Annotated in this window: 14 protein-coding genes and 2 pseudogenes; 5 read left to right on the top strand and 11 right to left on the bottom strand. The window is 53.2% G+C overall.

Annotation, left to right across the window (positions count from 1 at the left end; translation table 11 throughout):
* The first annotated feature begins 36 nt into the window (after window positions 1-36).
* The gene (locus IQ22_RS15875) at window positions 37-231 is read left to right on the top strand and encodes a hypothetical protein (RefSeq protein WP_145143753.1); all 195 of its coding nucleotides are present in this window, start codon (window positions 37-39) and stop codon (window positions 229-231) included.
* Window positions 232-1,082: 851 nt separating this feature from the next.
* On the opposite strand, the gene IQ22_RS15870 is transcribed toward IQ22_RS15875, so the two are convergent.
* Window positions 1,083-2,702: a hybrid sensor histidine kinase/response regulator gene (locus tag IQ22_RS15870; protein WP_145143751.1), complete on the bottom strand. Its 1,620-nt coding sequence runs from the start codon at window positions 2,700-2,702 to the stop codon at window positions 1,083-1,085.
* Between the two features lie 30 nt (window positions 2,703-2,732).
* The gene (locus IQ22_RS15865) at window positions 2,733-3,377 is read right to left on the bottom strand and encodes an MEDS domain-containing protein (protein WP_145143749.1); all 645 of its coding nucleotides are present in this window, start codon (window positions 3,375-3,377) and stop codon (window positions 2,733-2,735) included.
* Window positions 3,378-3,556: 179 nt separating this feature from the next.
* Here IQ22_RS15865 and IQ22_RS15860 point away from each other — a divergent pair, with 179 nt between their 5' ends.
* Window positions 3,557-4,519, top strand: a complete 963-nt coding sequence (locus IQ22_RS15860; RefSeq protein ID WP_145143747.1) for a DMT family transporter — start codon at window positions 3,557-3,559, stop codon at window positions 4,517-4,519.
* A gap of 260 nt (window positions 4,520-4,779) precedes the next feature.
* Window positions 4,780-7,332, top strand: a complete 2,553-nt coding sequence (locus tag IQ22_RS15855; protein ID WP_158635443.1) for a bifunctional diguanylate cyclase/phosphodiesterase — start codon at window positions 4,780-4,782, stop codon at window positions 7,330-7,332.
* A gap of 61 nt (window positions 7,333-7,393) precedes the next feature.
* Here the strand turns inward: IQ22_RS15855 and IQ22_RS15850 are convergent, their stop codons facing one another.
* From IQ22_RS15850 to IQ22_RS15835, 4 genes are all read right to left on the bottom strand, one after another.
* Complete coding sequence (locus tag IQ22_RS15850) at window positions 7,394-10,288, bottom strand: response regulator (protein WP_244309197.1); 2,895 nt, start codon at window positions 10,286-10,288, stop codon at window positions 7,394-7,396.
* Window positions 10,261-11,424, bottom strand: a complete 1,164-nt coding sequence (locus tag IQ22_RS15845; RefSeq protein WP_145143742.1) for an acyl-CoA dehydrogenase family protein — start codon at window positions 11,422-11,424, stop codon at window positions 10,261-10,263. Before IQ22_RS15845 ends, IQ22_RS15850 begins: the two co-directional genes overlap by 28 nt.
* A gap of 123 nt (window positions 11,425-11,547) precedes the next feature.
* A complete protein-coding gene (locus IQ22_RS15840; RefSeq protein WP_145143740.1) occupies window positions 11,548-11,922 on the bottom strand; it encodes a response regulator in 375 nt (124 codons plus the stop codon).
* Window positions 11,922-12,953: a sensor histidine kinase gene (locus tag IQ22_RS15835; RefSeq protein ID WP_208733651.1), complete on the bottom strand. Its 1,032-nt coding sequence runs from the start codon at window positions 12,951-12,953 to the stop codon at window positions 11,922-11,924. Before IQ22_RS15835 ends, IQ22_RS15840 begins: the two co-directional genes overlap by 1 nt.
* A 514-nt stretch (window positions 12,954-13,467) precedes the next feature.
* Here IQ22_RS15835 and IQ22_RS23200 point away from each other — a divergent pair.
* Window positions 13,468-13,641: a hypothetical protein gene (locus IQ22_RS23200; RefSeq protein ID WP_158635442.1), complete on the top strand. Its 174-nt coding sequence runs from the start codon at window positions 13,468-13,470 to the stop codon at window positions 13,639-13,641.
* A 132-nt stretch (window positions 13,642-13,773) separates the two neighbouring features.
* Here the strand turns inward: IQ22_RS23200 and IQ22_RS24125 are convergent.
* From IQ22_RS24125 to IQ22_RS15815, 5 genes and pseudogenes are all read right to left on the bottom strand, one after another.
* A pseudogene (locus IQ22_RS24125) lies at window positions 13,774-14,367 on the bottom strand (methyl-accepting chemotaxis protein); the annotation flags it as partial.
* A 264-nt stretch (window positions 14,368-14,631) separates the two neighbouring features.
* Window positions 14,632-15,705, bottom strand: a pseudogene (locus tag IQ22_RS24120) (methyl-accepting chemotaxis protein); the annotation flags it as partial.
* Window positions 15,706-16,058: 353 nt separating this feature from the next.
* Window positions 16,059-17,513 carry an efflux transporter outer membrane subunit gene (locus IQ22_RS15825; RefSeq protein ID WP_145143734.1) on the bottom strand — a complete coding sequence of 485 codons (1,455 nt, stop codon included), beginning with the start codon at window positions 17,511-17,513 and terminating at the stop codon, window positions 16,059-16,061.
* Entirely contained in the window at window positions 17,513-18,544 is a 1,032-nt protein-coding gene (locus IQ22_RS15820) for an HlyD family secretion protein (RefSeq protein ID WP_145143732.1), read from the bottom strand. The genes IQ22_RS15825 and IQ22_RS15820 overlap by 1 nt, the downstream gene beginning before the upstream one ends.
* A complete protein-coding gene (locus IQ22_RS15815; RefSeq protein ID WP_145143730.1) occupies window positions 18,541-20,073 on the bottom strand; it encodes an MFS transporter in 1,533 nt (510 codons plus the stop codon). The genes IQ22_RS15820 and IQ22_RS15815 overlap by 4 nt, the downstream gene beginning before the upstream one ends.
* Window positions 20,074-20,170: 97 nt before the next feature.
* Here IQ22_RS15815 and IQ22_RS15810 point away from each other — a divergent pair, with 97 nt between their 5' ends.
* Complete coding sequence (locus tag IQ22_RS15810; RefSeq protein WP_145143728.1) at window positions 20,171-20,929, top strand: IclR family transcriptional regulator; 759 nt, start codon at window positions 20,171-20,173, stop codon at window positions 20,927-20,929.
* Window positions 20,930-20,946: the final 17 nt, after the last annotated feature.

The following is a 20,946-nucleotide window of genomic DNA, read 5'->3' as shown; positions in this document are numbered from 1 at the left end:
GGAAGAACCAATTAGACAAATGCGAGGAAAATGTTAATGCCAGAAAAAGTTGTTTCCAGCGCAAACGGGTATTACCTGTTCGAATGCTCAAGCGATAACTCACCTGATGCCCCGCCCTATTACGAGGCACGAATGGGCACTAAATCCGTAAAACGTTTCGATGATAGAAGCGAAGCCGAGAAATTCATCCAATACGCTTATGCACGGGATGAAGACAACTACACTCGTTAAGCCATACGGGGAAAGAATACCCACCGGCTTTTCCAACACAGAAGTGAGGACTTGGCACTCTGTAATCCGTTAATGGATTGTTTTCAAGATGCTCCCAAGTCTTGACCCCCTATCGCCCACCATTCTTGAGGAAAATGCTTCTTCAGTCTGCCTCGACCACTCGGTCTGCTCACGTTCAGGGCATGGGTGCTACTGACGTCCTTTGTAACCGCACGGTAACACCCATAAACCATACAAAAGTGTTACCCCTTATAGAAAGCCGGGTTTATCCGTAACAAAATTCTCATGTTATCATTTCAAAAAATCGCTACAAACACAGTAACTCATTGAAAATAAATGAATTTTAAAAATTGGCACAGCTTCTGCTTTCTTTATGGCACAACAAAAATAAGAAACACAAAAAACATAATAAAAATAAGACGTAACGGCTCCAGCATAATAAGAACAAGCAGGCGGAGGCGAAGCTAACTGATCATTTTGGTAAGAGTTGCAAACAATCCCTTGGATTAGACCGGACAGAGAAGAATAAAACTGCCTTAAGGCAGCACCCGTACCGGATCATTACAACTCAGCATCAAAGTAATCCGTTTGCTATTGGTTCCAGCTAGGAACCTTCCCGGCGGTCGGTATACGACCGGGACGGGCCAGACAAGAAAAACAACAGGCCTGGTATAACAATAAAAACAAAGCACGTACCACCTTAAGGGGAGCCTCGGCTCCCTTAGTGCTTTATGGTCTATTAAAAATACAGCCTGTCTACTCTTCCCTTTGATAGCACTTTAGAGTAGGGGAAAAGATAGGATTTAAAGACTCACCTTCTTAAATTCTCCTAATAAGCGTCTAGACATCCGTCAGGCTACAGGCTTGGTTATGGCTTCATTCAATGCCCTAAAGGCAACAGGTTTGACCAGATGTACGTCGAAACCTGCATCTCTGGATTTTTTCATATCCGCCGCCTGCCCATAGCCAGTAAGCGCCACCAGTCGCAACGTTCCCGCCGGAAATGCTTCGCGCAATCTGGCTGCAAGGGTATAGCCGTCTACTACAGGCAACCCAATATCCAAGATAACCACGTCAGGTTTGAATATTGTGGCAAGGTCTAACACTTTGAGCGGATCGCTTGTGGTTTCTACAGAATGACCGCTTTGCTGTAGATACGCCGCCGTGCTTTCGAGCGCATCAAGATTGTCATCGACGATCAGAACGCGAACAGCTTTGCCAGGCGTTTCCGAGTGATCCTGAATGCTTACAGGCGCGAGGGAGGTTGCCGGATTCAGGAGCGGTAATCTGACCGTGAATTCAGATCCACATCCGATACCGTCGCTATGGGCAGTCACAGTGCCGCCGTGCAAGCCCACGAAACTTTTTACAAGTGCCAAGCCAATTCCCAGTCCGCCTTTGGCACGATCAATAGTCGCTGCGCCCTGCTCGAACATGTTAAATAGCAATGGCAGTAAATGCGGGCTTATACCGGTGCCATTATCACGAACCGTGACCTCGGCATACGTATCTGCAACGTGCATTGACACCGTAACGTACCCGCCGACATCCGTGTACTTCGCAGCGTTTGTCAAAAGATTTGTAAAGACCTGCGCCAGTCGTATAGCGTCTCCCTGTATCCAGATGTCTTGCTCAGGAAAATCCGTGGCAAGCTGGTGCTGTCGCTCCTGCATCAGCGTGCTGGTATCCTCAATCGCACGAAGCAAAACATCCTTTAGCTTGACCGGCTCTTTTTTAAGTTCGATCTTGCCGCGCGTAATACGCGTCACATCCAAAAGATCATCCACCAGGCGAGACAAATGATTGGCTTGCCGTTCAATGATGACATGCTCACGCGATAAAGCCTCCTTGCTTCTGAGCTTGAGTAGCTCTATAGCCATAACGATAGGGGCTAAAGGGTTACGCAACTCATGACCCAACATGGCCAGGAACTCATCCTTGGCGCGACTGGCCTGCTCACGCTCATGGTTTGCCCGTGCCGCCTGGACACCCGTAGCGGCCAAGGATGCTGCAGCCCGTAGGAAAGCTAGTTGCGTCACCTGAGGAAATGCCGGGTCGCATGAACCAAACCAGATTTTTCCACCACAACTTCCATACCCTAGGCTCAGATAGATAATGCGCATATGGCGCAAAGGCGTCATAGCTTCGCTCACCCGGCCATCCGGTACGCGCTGACCAGACCACGTCTCGGCGGCGGCCCGCCAAGGATCTAGCACCTGCTCCGGTAGGTAATTTCCCTCTACGCGAACCAGACAGAAATCGGGGCGCTCCGGCAGCACGGCCTGCGCCAGGCAAAACCGAACCGGCACGATACGCTCTACGGCCTCGATCATGAGCCTAAGCACGGTTTCACCGTCCCGCCCGCTCCATAAGGCTGGCAAGGCGAGCAGCCCCATGAGGTCTCGAATACTTTTTTCTGCCGTGGCGGTATCTACCGAGACAGCCATGGGACTTATAGGAGAATCGCTCATCTCGCTTCCCTATTGAAAGGAAGCTTGAACTCATACGGCATGTGTTGAGCTACCCGCTGAGTTGTCCTGGCGATGCTTGAGCTCTTCGAGCATTTCCGAAGCAGGCGTATAGAAAGGATTTTCCTGTACGACCCCATTGATGAGCGTTAACGGATGGGTCCGCAATAGGTCCATCATCATGGAGCCAGACAGCTTAGCAATGTCATAGACACAAATGGCAGGCTGTCGATTATACGAAAGTACCTCGTTCACCTCAGCTTCATACGCCAGGATATCTTTGGCCTTGGAGGCGTCATTGAAGACCCAGTCCATATTACCCATGATCCGTACGCGGGTATAACCGTCCTTCTTAGCAGCTTCATTGGTCTGCGCCAAAGTAGTGAGCATGCGGTCCTTGTTAAAGGTACCGCATTCATCCAGATAGGTGCCGCCCCATGAATGAAGCTCCAACTGGCCGCATGCCTCGCAGGCATGCGTATCGATGCCAGCCTTGCTCAGTCGCTCACGATGATCGTCGAAGGTGGCTGGGTTAATGATATGAATGGTTTTCTCGCCCTGTTCAATAGCTTCCTTGAAAAACGGAATCAGGACGTCGTACTCCTGCTCGCGGCTGTCAAAAAAAGCACAAACATGGAAGTACTCGAGGGGCGTGCCAGCTAATGACAACTCGTTCATGGTTACAGTCCTTCAAATTAGAGAAATCTTACCGTAGTAGGCCACAAGGAATCTGACCAATATCCGGCATTTTACATAGTCAGCTAATTTTGTAAGAAACCAACCGATTTTCGCAGGCTCTGATTTAACGCTTTATAGCGCCCATGCCTTAAAACTGTGTGCCACTGGAGCCCGTTGCCATGGTTTTGTCTCCTGCCTCTTGGATCTTTGGCGTTGCGTCTGCTTTTTTCGCTACCGCGTGCTGGGCCTTGAACTTTGTGACGCCTTATGTAACAGGAGCTTATAGCGCCTATGACTTTATTTTGCTGAGGTTCCTGTTTTCCGGTGCGCTCGGGCTGTTGCTTCTCGCTTCATTCAGACAACGTCTGGCCAACCTGAACAGGAGAGATATTCTCCTGGCATTTACCTTGGGCACGATCGGCTATACAGGCTATTTCAGCTGCATCATGGCCGGTGTCATGTTTGCCGGGCCAGTTATTACCCCAGCATTCGTCGGTCTTGTTCCCATCCTGCTGGCCTTGCTGGGTAATGCCCGAAAGAGAGCGTTACCCTGGAAAAAGCTGGCGATCCCGCTGTGCTTGGTAGCAGGCGGCTTGTCACTCGCCAATCTGAGCGTTTTTTCATCCCTGACCCTGGCTAGTAGCTCTTTGACAACAGGCGTAGCTTTCTCCCTTGGCGCCGTGGCCTTGTGGTTGTTGTTTAGCGTATTTAACCAAAATGCTCTCGAGCGCAAGCCCGACATACATCTTGGCACCTGGACGGCTCTCATGATGGTAGGGGCCTGTATAAGCTTGCTGCTGCTTTTTCCATTCGGCTTGCTACATGGAGTGTTCAAGCTATTTTCACTCGGAATGGACTGGCACAGCGCCGGCTCCCTGTACGCCTGGGCCTTTTCCGTAGCGACTCTTTCGTCCCTGGCAGGTGCATGGGCCTGGAATATTGCATCGCACCGATTACCTATGGTGGTAACCGGCCAGCTGATTTCCCTGGAAACACTCTTCGCTACAGCCTTTGGGTTAATCGCCGAGGGTCGTTTACCAACAGTTCAAGAAGCCTGCGCTCTTCTCATGTTACTGAGCGGAGCCGCCATAGCGGTTAAAATCGCGTCGAGTACACAACGGAGCAGTACGGCTAGACTGTGATATCAAAGGAAGGTCCTTTGATGATGTTACTCCGTCTATTGCTGTTGTGACAGCGCATGCTTTAACAGCCTCCCAAACGCGCCACGCTGGGCGCTGTTGTGTTTGAATTAATCACGAAACAAAACCTCCCTTTGTCCAGACCTCCAGACCATCGGTCAGTCCTGCCATAAACGACACTTCAGAGTGCTGCGCTTATGCCGATAGGCCATCATAGCTGGCTTTCTGCCTTTCGTTTGCGCATCCTTCATCGAGTACGTCGCATGTCTGAGCTGCAACAACATCTAAGGGATGTATCGACAACGCCTACCGGCCATACCGAATTGGCGCGCCGCTCCGCAGGTGTCATCGGGCTTTTAGTACTATGTATTTTTCTAGGCGCCAGCCTGATATTGGCTCGTATTGCCTTTACACTTAATCAGGACGAGCTCAACCGCAGCCAGACGCTAGTGCAAAAGGTATTCGACGCTCGGCTCGAAACCGTCAGCAGCACCCTCCTAAACTTTGCCTATTGGGACGAAGCCTTCGAATACACAAAGGATCACATCGACCTGAGCTGGATAGCTCGCCAAGAGAGCATGGGCCGCACTCTGTTGGCGCAATATGCTCTTAATGGTGTCCTGATCATTGATCCTCAAGATCAAACGCGTTTTGCCTATATAAAAGGTCAGTTGACTATTGATAGGCCCCAAACGTGGCTTGAAGGCGATCTGAACGGCCTAATACACAAAGCGCGGGCGATGTCGTTTGAGCAACAAACAGCTCAGGCTTATTTCACCGTCGAAGGTAAGCCGGCCATTGTATGGGCGGCCGCAATAAGACCGCTCTCGTATCCCTTGGATGTGCCTGCCGAGCGATTATCAGTAATAGTCTTTGTCGACGCCCTAGGGGAAAACTCTTTGAGCCAAATGGCAAAGACCTTTGGGCTGAACAATCTCCGACACGATACCTCCAATACTGACGTTGGACTCGATCTGTCGACCGAGCCCAGAATCCGATTGACGTGGGATGTCACACGGCCTGGTGATGCGCTCCTCATGGTTATGTTTCCCATGCTGGTTCTGAGCATCTTTATATTTTCGTTCATTACCTGGCATTTGTTACGTCGCTCAATCAAGGCAGCTAGGCAGATCGATCTGAGCCATGAAGCCATGCTTAAGAGCGAGGCGCGTTTTAGGGACGTGGCTGAAGCGTCTTCCGACTGGATATGGGAAACCAATGCCCACCTGACAGTAAACTATCTTTCCGATCGCTTTGGTACGACGACTGGTCTGAACGTGAATGAGTGCCTGGGAAAATCACTTCAGGAACTACTTTTGTTTGACCAGAATGAGTTTATGGCCCTGGCCCACTCCAGCCTACGTCACAACAAGCCCATCCCCTGCCGCCATACTGACGTTAATGGACGTGAGCGAATAGGCAACCTCCTCGTACGTCGCATAGATACCCAAGGCGTCGTGAGCGGCTATCGCGGAACAGTAAGTGATATTACCGACGATATCGAGGCCAAGGCCTATATCCTTCATCTCTCACAGCATGACGCAGTAACCGGCTTACCCAACCGCACGCATGCCTATGAGATTTTGCAGGAAAAACTGGCGCACGATCTGACCGAACATACCGGCTTCGCCCTGCTCTACGTAGATATCAGTGGGTTCCAACAGGTCAATGACGCGCTGGGTCACAGCGCGGGGGACCGTATTCTCAGCAAGGTAGGTCAGCGTCTGCGGCAAATCGTAGGGCCTGACAGTTTCGTTGCTCGTCTTGGCGGCGATGAGTTTGTCATCCTGACTGCCCCTCTTTCCTCTACAGCACTATCAACCCTATGTGAAACGCTGCTAGATGCGTTTGAGCAGCCTATTACAGCCAGTGAACAGGAGCTTCGTCTAGGCCTTTGCATTGGTGTCGCCCAAGCCCCCGTAGACAGTAACGACTCCCAAGAGCTTTTACGCTTAGCCGATATTGCTCTCCATGAGGCCAAAGCAAATGGCCGACGCACATGGCGGCTGTACAACGCCGAGATGAAAAAGCGTATTCAGGAGCGCCGCCAATTGGAGCAGGACCTGAAACAGGCACTTCGAAATGATGAGTTGCGCCTGGTCTTTCAACCGCGTTTCGATATTGCCAGCTCACAGCTCATCGGGGCTGAAGCTCTGGTACGGTGGGAGCACCCTGAAAGAGGCATGCTGAGCCCAGCAGTATTCATTCCTATGGCCGAAGAAACCGGCTTAATCGTTGAGCTAAGCGATTGGGTCATGCATCACGCCTGTCTGGAAGCCAATCGGTGGGATGCCTCTGTATTTGTCTCGGTCAACCTGTCATGTATCGAATTCAAACGCAGCGATCTTGTCGATCGCATCCGCCAGGTACTGGCTCGTACAGGATTGTCGCCATCACGGCTGGAGCTTGAAATTACCGAAAGCGTCATGATTGACAATGCTGAAGGCGCACGGGAATTCATGATCGAGCTCAAGCGGCTGGGAGTAAAACTTTCAATGGATGATTTCGGTACGGGCTATTCTTCATTGAGCTATTTGAGCCAGTACCCCTTCGACGGCATCAAGATCGATCGCAGCTTTGTCATGAATCTTGCCGATCCGACGGCCAATAACCAGGCGATTGTCAAAGCAATCGTAGCCTTGGGACAGTCCCTTTCGATGCGAGTGACGGCCGAAGGCGTCGAAACCCAGGAGCAGCTTGACGCCTTAGCTACACTGGACTGCGATCAGGCTCAGGGCTATTTCCTGGGGCGGCCAATGCCTCCTGAACATTTGAGAGAGCAAATAGCGGCTCTGTCTTGGCCGGCTGCTCATTAGCCGTACAGAAAAAGCTCTCATCAGAACACCAGCCACCGTGAATGAGCGGCGGCTAAAGTGCCTATTCTTCAGACACCTCCAGGACAGCCTTCAATTGTTGAAGATTGAAAGGCTTGGCCAAGGACTTGGACGGCACATCAGTAGCAATATCGCCTTCACCAGACATGAAAATCACCCTCATACCTGAATGCTGTCGTGTCGCTTGTCGGGCAAAATCGATACCTGACATACCTGGCAAATTCACGTCAGTTAGCAGAATATCGAACCTCACTTGTTCCAATACATGAAGCGCCTCTTCTGCCTTACAGAAACCCTGCGCACTGTAGCCCAGTAGCTCGACCAACTCACAGGTCATGGAAAGAATATCGGGTTGATCTTCCAGCACCAGCACTTGGGAGGCGTTAGCTTTTTCAACAGGCAACGCCGCTACAAAACCGTCAGTTCCTGGTAAAGACTTCCGGTCAGTCAGTAACTGACGAACCTTACGCGCCAAATCCTGTAGGCGGTATGGCTTACTCAACAGCTCGACACCCGGATCGAGTCTTCCTCCATGCACAATGGCATTCTGGGTATAGCCTGACGTGAATAAAACGGCAATGTTTGGAAGCAGTTGTTTAGCTTGTCGAGCAAGATCGGGGCTTCGCAGAGCACCCGGCATCACCACATCTGTAAACAGCAGATCGATAGGCATGCCGCTTTGCAAAATACTCAGAGCGCTTTGTGCATCATTAGCGCGCAGGACTTTATAGCCTAAGCCCACTAGCAACTCGATTACCGTTGCCTGAACGGCTAAGTCATCCTCGACTACCAGAATTGTTTCATTACCGCCTACTACATTGTCATCATTGATTTGGACCGGAAGCGTCTCCGCTTCATGGGTACGGGGCAGGTAGAGTTTGATGGTGGTCCCACATCCCAGCTCGCTGTAAATGCGAATATGGCCACTACTCTGCTTGACGAAGCCGTAGGCCATGCTAAGTCCCAAGCCTGTTCCCTCTCCTTCAGGCTTAGTCGTGAAAAAGGGTTCGAATGCCCGCTCCAGGGTCTCAGCTGACATGCCGGAGCCAGTATCAGAGACTGCCAACAAGACATACTGCCCAGGCGCGATATCTGTTTGCGACCGGACATAATGATCGTCCAACATGGCATTACTGAGTTCAAGCGTGAGCTTACCGCCCGCCTTCATCGCATCCCGCGCGTTGATTGCTAAATTGAGTATTACGTTTTCCAACTGGTTCGGGTCCACCATGGTGGTCCATAGCCCCCCAGCGATCACCGTCTCGATTTCAATCGTTTCGCCCAAGGCGCGCCGCAGTAGATCGTCCATGCTACGCAGCAGGCGACTGAGATTAATAGCAATTGGCTTGAGCGGCTGCCGGCGGGCAAAGGCCAACAGTTGCGATGACAGACGTGCCCCACGAACAACTGCGGCGGCAACGTTTTCCAGCTTTGCCATGCCGCTTGCACTGTGCGAGAGCTCAGGCCTTAAGAGTTCAAGATTGCCTTCGATGATTTGCAGGACATTGTTGAAATCATGAGCAACACCGCCTGTCAGCTTGCCAATGGCCTCCATTTTTTGGGAATGATGCAAGGCCTGTTGACTGCGCTCGAGTTCTTGAGTGCGTTCTTCAACCAGCGTCTGAAGGTTCTCTCTCGAGCGCCGAAGCTCTTCTTGAGCCAACGTTTGTGCAGTGACGTCATGCCCTTGAAAAAAAATACCCGATACGACCCCACCTTCATCCAGAACAGGCTGAAATATGAAATCGATATACCGAATTTCGGCAGGCTGGTCCGGCACAGGTTGGACATAGATTTTGACGCCTTGTCCGATATAAGGGCGCTTGGTTGAATAGACTCGATCCAGCCACTCAGTAAGCGCGCTGTCTTTGATTGATGGAAATACTTCCTGGGCACGCCGACCAATAAGGTTTTGACGCCCAACCAATTGATAGAACGCCCGGTTCGCTATCTCGACTTGATGATGCATGCCTTTTGTTATGGCAACAAAGCCTGGCGCCTGTTCGAACAAGCGATACAGGTGTTGACGCTCCAGGCTGATCGCCCGCCCGAATGCTTCCTGGGCACGCTGTTCAGCCACACGCGCCGACATATCACGAATCGTCAGTGAAGTACCTACCAATGCGCCAGAGTCATCCTTAACGCCTGACAGCATGATCTCCAAAGCAAGCTCAACATTCTTCAGCAGACAAGGCCGCTCGACGATCCGTACCCTAGCACCCGCCGCTATTTCAGCCAGACTCTGTTCCAACTCGGATGCCCAAAAGGGCAGCTCTCGTACGCTCTGCCCGATAACGCTTTTGGCTTTGACGCCAAAGAGCTCCTCCGCTCCAGCGCTCCAATACAAGACGTCCAGACGGGTATCGATACCGACGAGAGCTTCCTGCGCTGAATTGATAAAGGCCGCCAAGTAATGATCAGCCGCTTGCAGCCGCTGATATTCAAGGCCATCTACCGTACGCATCGCCATAAGACGATCATTGGCACGGTTTAGCGTGGTACGCCATTTGACTCGCTGCCGTGTATTGGTCGCAGCCTGACGAATCTGTTTTGGAAGCGCCTCGGTATTCCACGCGACAATTGACCAGTGTGCTCCCAGCATAGGAGCCAAGCCCAACTCTCGATGAAACGCCTCGACCCGCTCAGGTGCCTTGACGAAAATAAGTGCACATTGAGTCCATTGAGACCGTATTGCCTTGCCGAGCGTAACGGGTTTTTCCACCGACGGCATGAACACAATAACGGCGGGTTCATCCTGTCCATCCAACAATACGCCCAGCTGTTTTTCCGTATGAAGGTGCACCTGTACGCCATGCGACTCCAGTGCGGACTTAAGAGCACCCGCCTCGGGACTGTCTATGACATCGTGTGAATCAATTAGAAAAACCGTCTGGAAAATCACAGGCATACTCAGAGCAAGGGAAGACCGAGCAGGCATCTGCCTGTCCATAATTTTAAAAGATCGGTAGTAGGCGACATGACATGGCTGGCCCTGGCATCACGCAGCATCTGGGCTACCCGACTATTTTCACGATAAGCCGCCCCGCCACATAATGTCATCGCCTCGTTGGCCAGCATAACGGCTGTCTCTCCCGCATCGGCTTTACAGGCCAGGATAAAAGGCAAGGCATCCGGGTCGCCTCTGTCGCCACGACGAGCCGCTTCACGAACCAGAGAGCGCGTCTTTTCCAAGGCGATCCACATGCTGGCATAGCGCGTCTGGAGTGTTTCTATTTCTCTGAGCGTCTCGCCCGAATGCTCATAGTGTCGTGCCCGCAGTTGCTCGCCTGCTGCATCCAGGGCTGCCTGGGCGATACCGAGATAAGTACCTGCCATGGCCATTAAGAAGAAAGGCGCTACTACTTCAAATACATACCAGACCTGATCGCCTGGCTCCCCTAAAAGATTGCTCATCGGGACCTGAACGCCATCCAGTTTCAAGGCACATGAGGAGTTGCCGCGCATCCCAAAACCGTTCCAGGGAGCCTGCCACTGCAAGCCTTCCGCCTGGCCGTCTACGATCAGGCAATTGAAATCGCCTGATTCGCTTTCTTCACCACTAGCAACGGTAGATAGCACATAAGAATCAGCTTGCCCGCCATTGGTAACGAATTGCTTAACGCCCGTAACGGTAAAGAACTGACCATTCATGTCGATGCGAGTGGCCGGCACGTAAAAATGAGCCCCTGAGCCACTCTCGGATAAGGCAAGTGTTGTCAAATGCTTGCCTGCCGCAATGGCCTGCAAGTAATGCTCCTGCTGGTAAGGTGTCGCCTTGGCGGCAATAACGGCCGTTCCTACGCAGTGCATGCCAAAACACAGCGCTGATGAGGGGCATGCCTTGCTAATCGCCTCGGTCATGACGGCCAGGGCTAAAAGCCCTTGGCCATGCCCTCCTTGAGCGACAGGAACTTGCAACCCCATAAGTCCGGCTTCAGCTAACGCCTTCATTGAATGAGCTGGCCACAGCGCTTCTTGATCGACACGGCTAGCCAGAGGGGCAATATGATGCTCGATCACATTGTCTACGGTGGCCTTGAGCGCTACTAGCTTAGGGGAAAAATCAAGATCCATAAGGGGGTCTCATGCCTAAATCGCTATAAAATAGCCATCACGACAGCATAAAATAGTTACCGTCTTGCGGCCCATCGTTATGGGTATACATCAAAATGCAGCGCTAACTTTTAAGGGTACAACTCAATGCGCAAACAGCGCACTTGTATTCAGTTGCATTACTTGTTTGATTAGCTGATCAGGATGATAGGGCTTTTGTAATGTAGGTATACCCTGATAGGCGGAACTAAGCCCTAGGGCACCATATCCCGTTGCAAACAGGAATGGGATGCCCCGTTCGCGAAGAATGTCGGCAATAGGATAGCTATTACCTTCTCCGAGATTAACATCTAGTACGGCAAGATGAACATCCGCTTCTCTTGCCAAACTCAAGCCTGCCTCAAGGCGCATGGCAACGATGACGTCATAGCCTGAATCAACAAGGATATCTTCTACTAACATAGCAACCAGGCTTTCGTCTTCGACGACCAAAACACGTTGAGCGCGAGCGTTTGGCATTATGTGTCCCTGCCTACCTCATTCAATGCAGGCAAATACTGCCCCAGATGAAACTGATCTGTAAAAGAGGGCAAACGCACGTCGACCATACAAACCAGCCCAGCCTGTTTAAAGCTCATATTCACTTCGGCATTGAACTCCATAGCAAATTGTCGCCTGATAAGACGGCTGCCAAATCCTGCATATTGAGGGGGACTAACCTTGGGGCCGTTTACTTCCACCCACTCAAAATGAAGCTGGGCGTCTTCGATACTCCACGTGATGTCAACGCGCCCATCGGAAACACTAAGAGAACCATGCTTGGACGCATTGACGGCTAATTCGTGCAATACCATTGCCAGGGTGACGGTAAATTTCGTGGTAAGCCGCTGGTCAGGTCCTTTTAGCGTGAAGCGAGGCCGCCCAAAAGGCTCAATGGTACTTTCAATGAGCAAAAGAAGACTTGCGCTCTCCCAATTTTCGTCAGTCAGAATTGTGTGTGCTCTAGACAAGGCAAGCAGCCGAGAATTGAACACCTCTAGCGGCTCCCTATCACTTAACGTGCGGAACGACTGCGCGGCAATCGATTGCACGGTAGCAAGGGTATTCTTGACCCGATGGTTGAGCTCGTTGATTAGAAGCCGTTGTCGCTCTTGAGCAGCCTTTTCTTCACGGATGTCACGGACTTCAATAATCGTTCCGATAACTTGAGCTTCTTTGTCCCGAATAGGACTTGCCGTAAACGCCACGGGATAAAGGCTGCCATCTTTATGAACGAAGACCTCCTCTCCCTGTTCCCGGTCGTTGGTAGGAAAGGCCCGGTCGATTGGGCATTCCTCCAAGGGAAAATGACTTCCATCAGGCCGTTTGTGATGGATAACGTCATGCAAGGGGCAGTCACGGGCAAGTACTTCAGACAGGGTAAAGCCCGTCAGCTCTTCTGCTGCGCGGTTCATATAGGCGCAATGTTGCCGCTCGTCCATTAGAAAGATCGCAACTGTTGCGTTACTTAGTACGGCCTGTAATTGACGTTCGCTTTCAAGGAGCGACATAACCTTACCTGACTCAGCCCTGTAAAACCGATATGACCTGACGTCTATTATCGACCTGGATAAACAACTGCGCCCATGATAAGCCATTTCAGTGGGTGATCTGACAAAGAGATAGCGTCAACTATGCAGAACGCCAATGGCAGCATTTATAGGATTCCCTCACACAAGGGGCGGAGCTTCTCCAGCACTATTGCACCAACCTCCGGGTTGCCATTGAGCGGGAGCCACTAGAGTAATGAGAGCAGTCTTATTAGAATGCGCGCCCCGAATCGAGATCATCGGGTTCGGTCGTATATTTTCAGGAATGAACAGCCAAGGGGCAAGCGCTCGAGACATACATATTCGGCGCTTGAAGTCCGTGCTGTTCGTTTACACGTCAGGACAGGATTCGTGTTTGGCCTTAACCCGCCGGACCGGTCCTGTCATCCGTGAATACTGCCATAGCGTCTTTTGGGCCTTCTCTCTGATGAGAAGCGGGATAGCTATTGGCTAAATCAAATTTTGAAGAGGATGCATGATGGACATTACCCAGTTCGATACCCTTATCCAATTGCTTGAAAGCATCCCCCTGCATAGCCTGACCGAGTCACAGCTTGACCGCCTGCATGCCGCTACCGATGTTTGCTTCTGTGAAATCGAAGAAGAATGGGACAATCGGGAAAAGACTCCGAGCAGTTTAGCCAGCTGAGCCCTGCCGACTCGCTCTACCGCACCATTGCCCCACCGAATCGTTTGACGAGGCGCCCCTGTCTAGGGACGCCTTAGACCTCCTGACCCATTCTTTTACGCCACGCCCTACGAGCGCGCCTCGCTGCTACAGCTACACCTTGAACTGACTAACCAGGCGACGCTGCTGCTCGGCCAGCTGGGTTAATTGCGCGCTTGCTTGAGAGGCTTCATCCGCACCGGCAGCTACCTCGCAAGCCACCATCCCAATGGTAGTCACGTTTCGGTTGATATCTTCAGCTACGGCACTTTGCTCTTCGGCGGCGCTGGCAATCTGTGTGTTCATTTCCGTAATTACAGACACCGCTTTGGTAATAGCTACAAGGGCGGCGGCAGCTTCGGCGGAGTGCTTAACAGTCACCTCGGTCTTCGCCTGGCTATCCTGCATGATTTTGACTACGTCATGCGTGCCGCCTTGCAATTGCTGGATCATGCTCTGGATTTCCTGCGTGGCTTGCTGAGTCTTTTGTGCCAAGTTGCGCACCTCATCTGCCACCACTGCAAATCCTCGTCCTTGTTCTCCGGCACGCGCCGCTTCGATAGCCGCGTTAAGAGCCAACAGGTTTGTCTGCTCAGCGATACCGCGGATACTGGTCAGGATTTTCGTAATGTTATCGCTGTTCTGGGCCAGACTTTCGACGCTTACCACTGCGCGATTAATTTCCTGAGCCAGAGCCATAATGGCATTGCTGGAGTTCTGTACGATTGTTCGTCCCTGACTTGCTGACTCATCCGCATGGTTAGCCGCCTGGGCCGCCTGGCTTGCGCTACGGGCCACTTCTTGTGCGGTAGCAGACATCTCCTGAATAGCAGTTGCCACTTGGTCGATCTCGTGCTGCTGCTTTTGTACGCCTTGGTTAGTCCGTATAGCAATATCTGCCGTATGTTCCGATGAGTTGCTGACGCTTTTTACGGAAACCACAACCTCACTGATCATGCCTTGCAGCTTGGCCAGAAACTGATTGAACCCTTTTGCAATAGCACCCAACTCATCGGTTCGATCTACCTTCAGGCGGCGTGTAAGATCGCCCTCCCCCCGGGCAATATCGTCCAGCATGCCGACCATTTGCTTGAGCGGACGTGCGATACCCATACTTACGAACCACAGTAGACCCAGCCCTAACGCGGCAATCAACAGACCCACCAATGCCATGCCCATGACACTGGTGTCATGCTGCGCCTTGAGCGCGTTCTGCAGCTTTACGGCGTCACTGAGGACCACTTGCAAGGGTAGTTGAATCGTTAGCATCCAGCGCGCAGCTGTGTCGCCCACCTTAAATGGCATGATCAGATCAATCAGCCCTTTTTGCACGTTTACGGAATAGACCGGTTCGTTACTGGTCGACTTTGCCAACGTTTGCAATTCGCTATTAGCGATATGCTGACTAGCCATTTCCCCCAACTTGGAAACATCGGGCGTGAACGCTACGAGGCGCCCATTACCCGCCACCAGGGCCATCTGGCCGGCTCCCTGATAAAGAGACTGGTTGGTTTTAGTAAGCATGTCCTGAATGAAATTGACTGAAAGGTCAGCGCCGGCAATACCCTGGAACGTTCCATTCAACAAAATAGGCGCGGTAAACGAGGCAAGCATGACGGGCTTACCGCCTACATCCCAGATATAGGGATCAACGACACACGGCCGCTTTTGCTCCTTGGCGCATAAGTAGTATTCACCCTCACGTATCCCTGACTCGGAGCGCTTCTCACTTTCCATCTGCACGATGATATCTTGGCCCAGGGAGCCGTCCTGGTTACGGTACCAATAAGGTAAAAAGCGGCCTACGCTGTCATGCCCCTTCTGGCCGATATACTGTGAGTCATCGCTGGCAAAAGCATTTGGCTCCCAGCCTATGTAAGCACCTATCAATTCGGGGTACCGCACCATTACGTCGCGTACAATCCTGTCCTGATCCGCTCGGGTCAAGGTAATGCCATCGGTAGATCCGGCCCCAGCCTGAGCACTGAGGCTGGCCAGATACCTGGCTGTATTGATAGGGCTTTCCAGGTCTCGCTGGATACGCATAACACTTGATTGTGCCAAGGCTGTAAGCCGCGCCTGAATGAGCTGTTCAAGGAGCTCTTGTGTGCCTTGCGTCGTGCTCGCCTGCGTGCGGGCACCCGAAACAAGTGCATAGCTGACCAATGCGAAGACAACCGCCAGAATGCATGCCCCGGCGTATGTCATAACGGAAAACTGAATGGATTTGAATTTCATAGCCCCTCCTATGGCAATAGAGCCTTACTGGGGCTATCGGCCAACAGGTGGTTACCTGAAAAACATTATTTGTAACCGCCGGGCCTGAAATGTAACGCTACATTGCTCAACAGCAGCGAGTCGCGCTGCCGAGCGGCTTGTATAGCGTCTGGCTCAGGCAGTCAACGTGGTATAGAGGCGGCCTGACTGGCTAGGTTACTTTTCGGCTCTGGCCATCCACCTGCCAAGGCCTTGTAAACCACTACCAGATCGGTCGAAACACGTGTCGCGCTGTCAACTAGTGCACTCTGGGTCTGGATCAGCTCACGCTGCACATTCAGCACGTTGATGAAATCAATCGCGCCTTCCTTATAGCGGGCCCGCGCGGTTTCCAGGGCGGCTTTGTTTTGCGCAACAGCTCGCATTAGCGCCTCATGATGACGCTGTTCAGCCGCGTAATTGACAAGGGCATCCTCAACTTCATGCCAAGCGGCCAATACGGTGCGGCGGTAATCAAGGGCAGCTTCCTGTTGCTGACGCTCACGCAGCTCCAAAGTACCTGACAAGCGCCCGCCCTGAAAAATCGGCAGATACAGGCTGGGGCCCAATGACCACTGACGGGCGCTCCATAACCCCAGGTTTGATCCTTCCAGCGCCTGGAAGCCCGCACTACCACCCAGGCTGAGCCGCGGGTAAAAATCGGCTTTGGCTATGCCAACAGTTGCCGTAGCACGATGCAAGGCCGCTTCGGCACGCTGGATATCCGGACGGCGACGAGCCAGCTCCGAAGGAATACCGACCGGCACGGTGCTAGGCGGTGCTGGAATGTCGCGCGGCACCGCCAGTGTCTGCCGCAGTGCATTGGGCGCTTGCCCGAGCAGATAGCTCAAGGCATTGATCAGGCGCACCTCCTCTGCCTCAAGCAAGGGCAGCCGTGCTTCGAGCGTCGCCACTTGAGCAGCCGCATTGGCTGTATCCAACTGGGTAGTTACGCCGTTTTCGAAGCGGGTCTGCGTGAGTTGCTGGCTCTGCCGGGCAATATCGAGGTTTTGCCGGGTCACGTCCAGGGTAGCTTGCACACCACGCAGCCGCAGGTAGTTGGTAGCCGTTTCGGCTGCAATACTCAGGGCTACAGCATTTCGGTCGGCCTCGCTCAAGGCAGCACCGGCATTGGCCGCCTCAAGACTATGACGAACGCGCCCCCAGAGATCCAGTTCCCACGAGGCGCTTACTCCATACTGCCAGAGATCAAACGCTGATTTACCTTCATGTCCAGAAGGATCGTTCAACCCCTGCTGACTATTGCGCTCCCGCTGATAGCTGCCGTTAGCCGCCAGCGCGGGCCGTGTATCGGCACCGGCTATCTTTATCAGAGAGCGGCTCTGCTCGAGACGGCTATCCGCCAAGGCCAGGTCCAGATTCGAAGCCGCTGCCTGCTGCACTAGGGATGTCAGCAACGGATCGTTGAATTGTGTCCACCAGGCCGATTCAAACGGGCGGTTTACGGTAACGCTATTAACATCTACTGTCGGGGCCTGCCATGTAGGTGGAAGGACCGCATCAGGCGTATGAAACTTGGGACCTACAGTACAACCAGCCAGGGCAGCCACTGTAGCAATCAGCAAACAACGACGCATCAGCGCTTTTCCTCCTGGGTGTCCACACTCGCCACGACTGACAACCCTACGCGCAAAGAGTCCATAGCCGGCTGGCCAGGCTCAAATACAATTTTCACAGGCACACGTTGCGCTACTTTGGTGAAGTTGCCCGTTGCGTTATCCGGTGCAATAGGTGAAAAGGCCAGCCCCGTCGCTGGCGCCAGGCTGTCGATACGGCCATGCAGAACGTGGTCCGGGAAGGTATCGACCCGCACCTCGACTGACTGATTGGCTGCCATCCTTGCCAGTTGCGTCTCGCGAAAGTTCGCGACGACATAGGCTTCATGCACCGGTACGATGGCCAACAATGGCTTGCCTTGTGCTACATAGGCACCCAATCTTACCGAGCGCTGGGCAATAACACCGTCTCGGGGCGCCACAATCTGCGTATACGACTGATTCAAATCTGCCTGTGCCAGCGCAGCCTCGGCTTTTGCCACGCTGGCAGCGGCTACATCGCGTTGTGCCTTGAGCACCGCCAGATGCTTTTCAGCCGCCATCCGCGCCGCCGCATCACGGTCCGTCGCAGCCTGCCATTGCAGTAATTCAGCTTCAGCTTTCTGGCGCTCTTCCACTGTTCCCGCCCCGGCCTTGGACAGGTTGCGGTAACGAGTGGCATTGGCCTGGGCGAATGCCAGCGAGGCGGCAGTCGCACGCATAGTGGCGGAAGCCTGGGCAATGATAGCGGCTTGCCGATCAATCTCAGCATTTAGGTTAGCAACCTCTGCACGAGCCGCCTTCACAGCTGCACTGGCCGACGCTTGGGCGGCAACAAAATCGCGATCGTCGATACGGGCCAAAAGCTGCCCAGCCTTCACCGGCTGGTTGTCTTCTACCAGCACCTCAGCAACGATACCGGCCACTTTGGGTGCAACCAGTACCGAGTCGGCTGTAATGTAGGCATCATCGGTAGTCTGGGTAGCATCGTTCTGTACAACATGGACGCAAGCATACAGTGCGCCGAGAACAACGGCGGCACCAACCAGGGAAAAGGCTGTTTTATGACTCATGGCGTTACCGGAGGTTGAGGAGGAAAGGCCCGCACGGGCAAGATCAGTAGCACAACTAGCATCAGACCACACACACCGATCAAAGCCAGGTAGGCGTCACTGAACGACAGGACGAAAGCCTGTTCACGAATACGCTGCCCCAAGTGAGCTACCGTATCGTCGTTCAGTAAGGGCGCTAGCTGTGGTTGCGCCGAACCCAGTCGGTCGAGCAGGACATTGGAATGGATGTGTTCCCGTACAGTGAGGAAATGCTCCAATAACGCGGTGCCAATGACTGAGAACAGTCCCCGAATCGTATTAACCGTAGCGGAGGCAAAGGGACCTTCCATGGGGTGCACTACTCCCGTCGCAGCCATCAGCAGCGGCACTACGATCATGGGCTGCCCAAGGGTCTGTAATATCTGCAAGTGATAGAAATCATCACGGATCCAGTCACTGGTCAGCTGCGACCCTCCCAGGCAGGCGAGCGTTATCAGGCAAAGGCCGCAAGCAATCACCCAGCGCGAATCTACCCACTTGCGGTTGATGATAGTGGCTACCAGGGGTGCCAGGACCAGTTGCGGCAGTGCAATCCACAGGGCTACCGGCATTGTCTCAAGAGGGCGGTAACCATGGATATGCGTTAGATAAGCCGAGGGAATGGCTACCCCCGACATGCCTACAATCAGAAACAGGGCCAGCGTAATGTTACCAAAGGCAAAGTTCCGCCGCCCTAGGAGCTGAAGCTTGACGAGGGGCAACGGATGAAACCACTCGTTGATCAGAAACAACGGGAACAGGATGGCGACCCCGGCCAGCAAGGTACAGATCAAGGGTGATTCAAGCCAGTCCAGCCGCTCCCCCTGCAGAAGAGCAATCACTAGCATTGTCACGCTACCACAGCCAAATAACGCACCCAGCCAGTCCGCTTGCCGGAAGCGCTCTAGGCGAAGCGGATCCTGGGGAATGCCGTAGGCGATACAGCCCGCTGCAACCAGGCAGGCCGGGACCACTTGCCAGAACACCAGACGCCAATCAAGGCCATTGGTCCAGAGAGCAGCCAAGGGTATAGCCAGGTTGGGGCCAAACGTTGCAGTCAGGGCATAAGCTGACAAGCCATAGAGCTTGATATGCCAGGGCAAAAAGCGCAGCGCTGCCGTCATCAGAAGCGGCGGCAGTGCTCCGCCTGCCAGTCCTTGCAATACGCGCAGTAAGAGCAGCGTGTCCAGGTTTGGCGCTAGTGGGCACAGCAGACCTAAAAAGCCGAACGCCAGCGTCGCACCGAGGGCAAAGCGCCGTAGCGAGAACGTCATGGCCAGCCAGGGGGAAACAAGCATCGCCGAGACTTCGGCCGCCACATACAATGCGCTGATCCACGTCCCTTCGTCATAGCCGATGCCGAAAACTCCGCGCACATCGGCCAAGGCAATATCGGTCACACGGTCATTGAGGCCTGAAGTCAGCGCAGCGATTAAAACGCCAATCAAACCAATAGCAAGGCGCCAGCCGAAGGGGGCGGGAACGGGCGCCGATGGCGCAGTAGAAGACATAACGTTTCCAATAACAGAACGGCTTGACCAGCAAACCTATTGAACACCACCAAATTACGATACAGTGTATCGAAGAGTGATACACAGGACAATATTCATGACAACGGTTGACTTAGATCGAGGTGGTATCCAGGTTATTTCGAGAGCGGCTGCTATTCTTCGCTGCCTGGAGAACGAGCCCGCAGGATTGAGTCTGGGCGCTATTGCCAAACGTATCGATTTACCTCGCTCTACCGTACAACGGTTGGTCGATGCCCTCGCTCTAGAACAGCTTTTGGAAGTGCATGGTGCAGGCGGTGTTCGTCTAGGCCCTGCCCTCATCCGTTTGGCTTCGCGTAGCCATGGCGATATCACCCAGCGGGCCAAGCCATTTCTGGAAGCCTTATCGACCCGTACGGGAGAGACGGCCATTCTGGTACATGCTCATGGCGCTGAATTGATGGCGTTACACGTGGCGATTTCCAATCAGGAGCTACGTGTGGCACCTGTACCTGGCAACTTCCTGGCAATCCATGCCACTTCAGGCGGAAAAATCCTGCTGGCGGGCATGAGTGACAGAGCGGTCACCCAACTGCTCAATGAACCTCTGCGGAGCCTGACGCCTAACACTCATACCGCCCTGCTGCCTCTATTGGAAGAGCTTCGGCAGGTGCGGCAGGAAGGCTTCGCCTATGACCGGGAAGAACACATGATCGGCGTTCGGGCAATTGCAACGGGGATCGAAACTCCTCATGGGCACTATGCTATTTCCCTAGCTGGCCCTGCGTTCCGCATCGTCGCAGCCCAGGATGAGCTGCGAGCTGCACTCGACGAATGCCGTAATGCCTTGGCCGATGCACTACGGAGCCAAGGCTAATACAGCGGTATTCATTA

The sequence above is a fragment of the Pseudomonas duriflava genome (assembly GCF_007830155.1).
GTDB classification, from domain to species: domain Bacteria; phylum Pseudomonadota; class Gammaproteobacteria; order Pseudomonadales; family Pseudomonadaceae; genus Chryseomonas; species Chryseomonas duriflava.
This window is presented reverse-complemented; position numbering and strand designations above follow the sequence as displayed.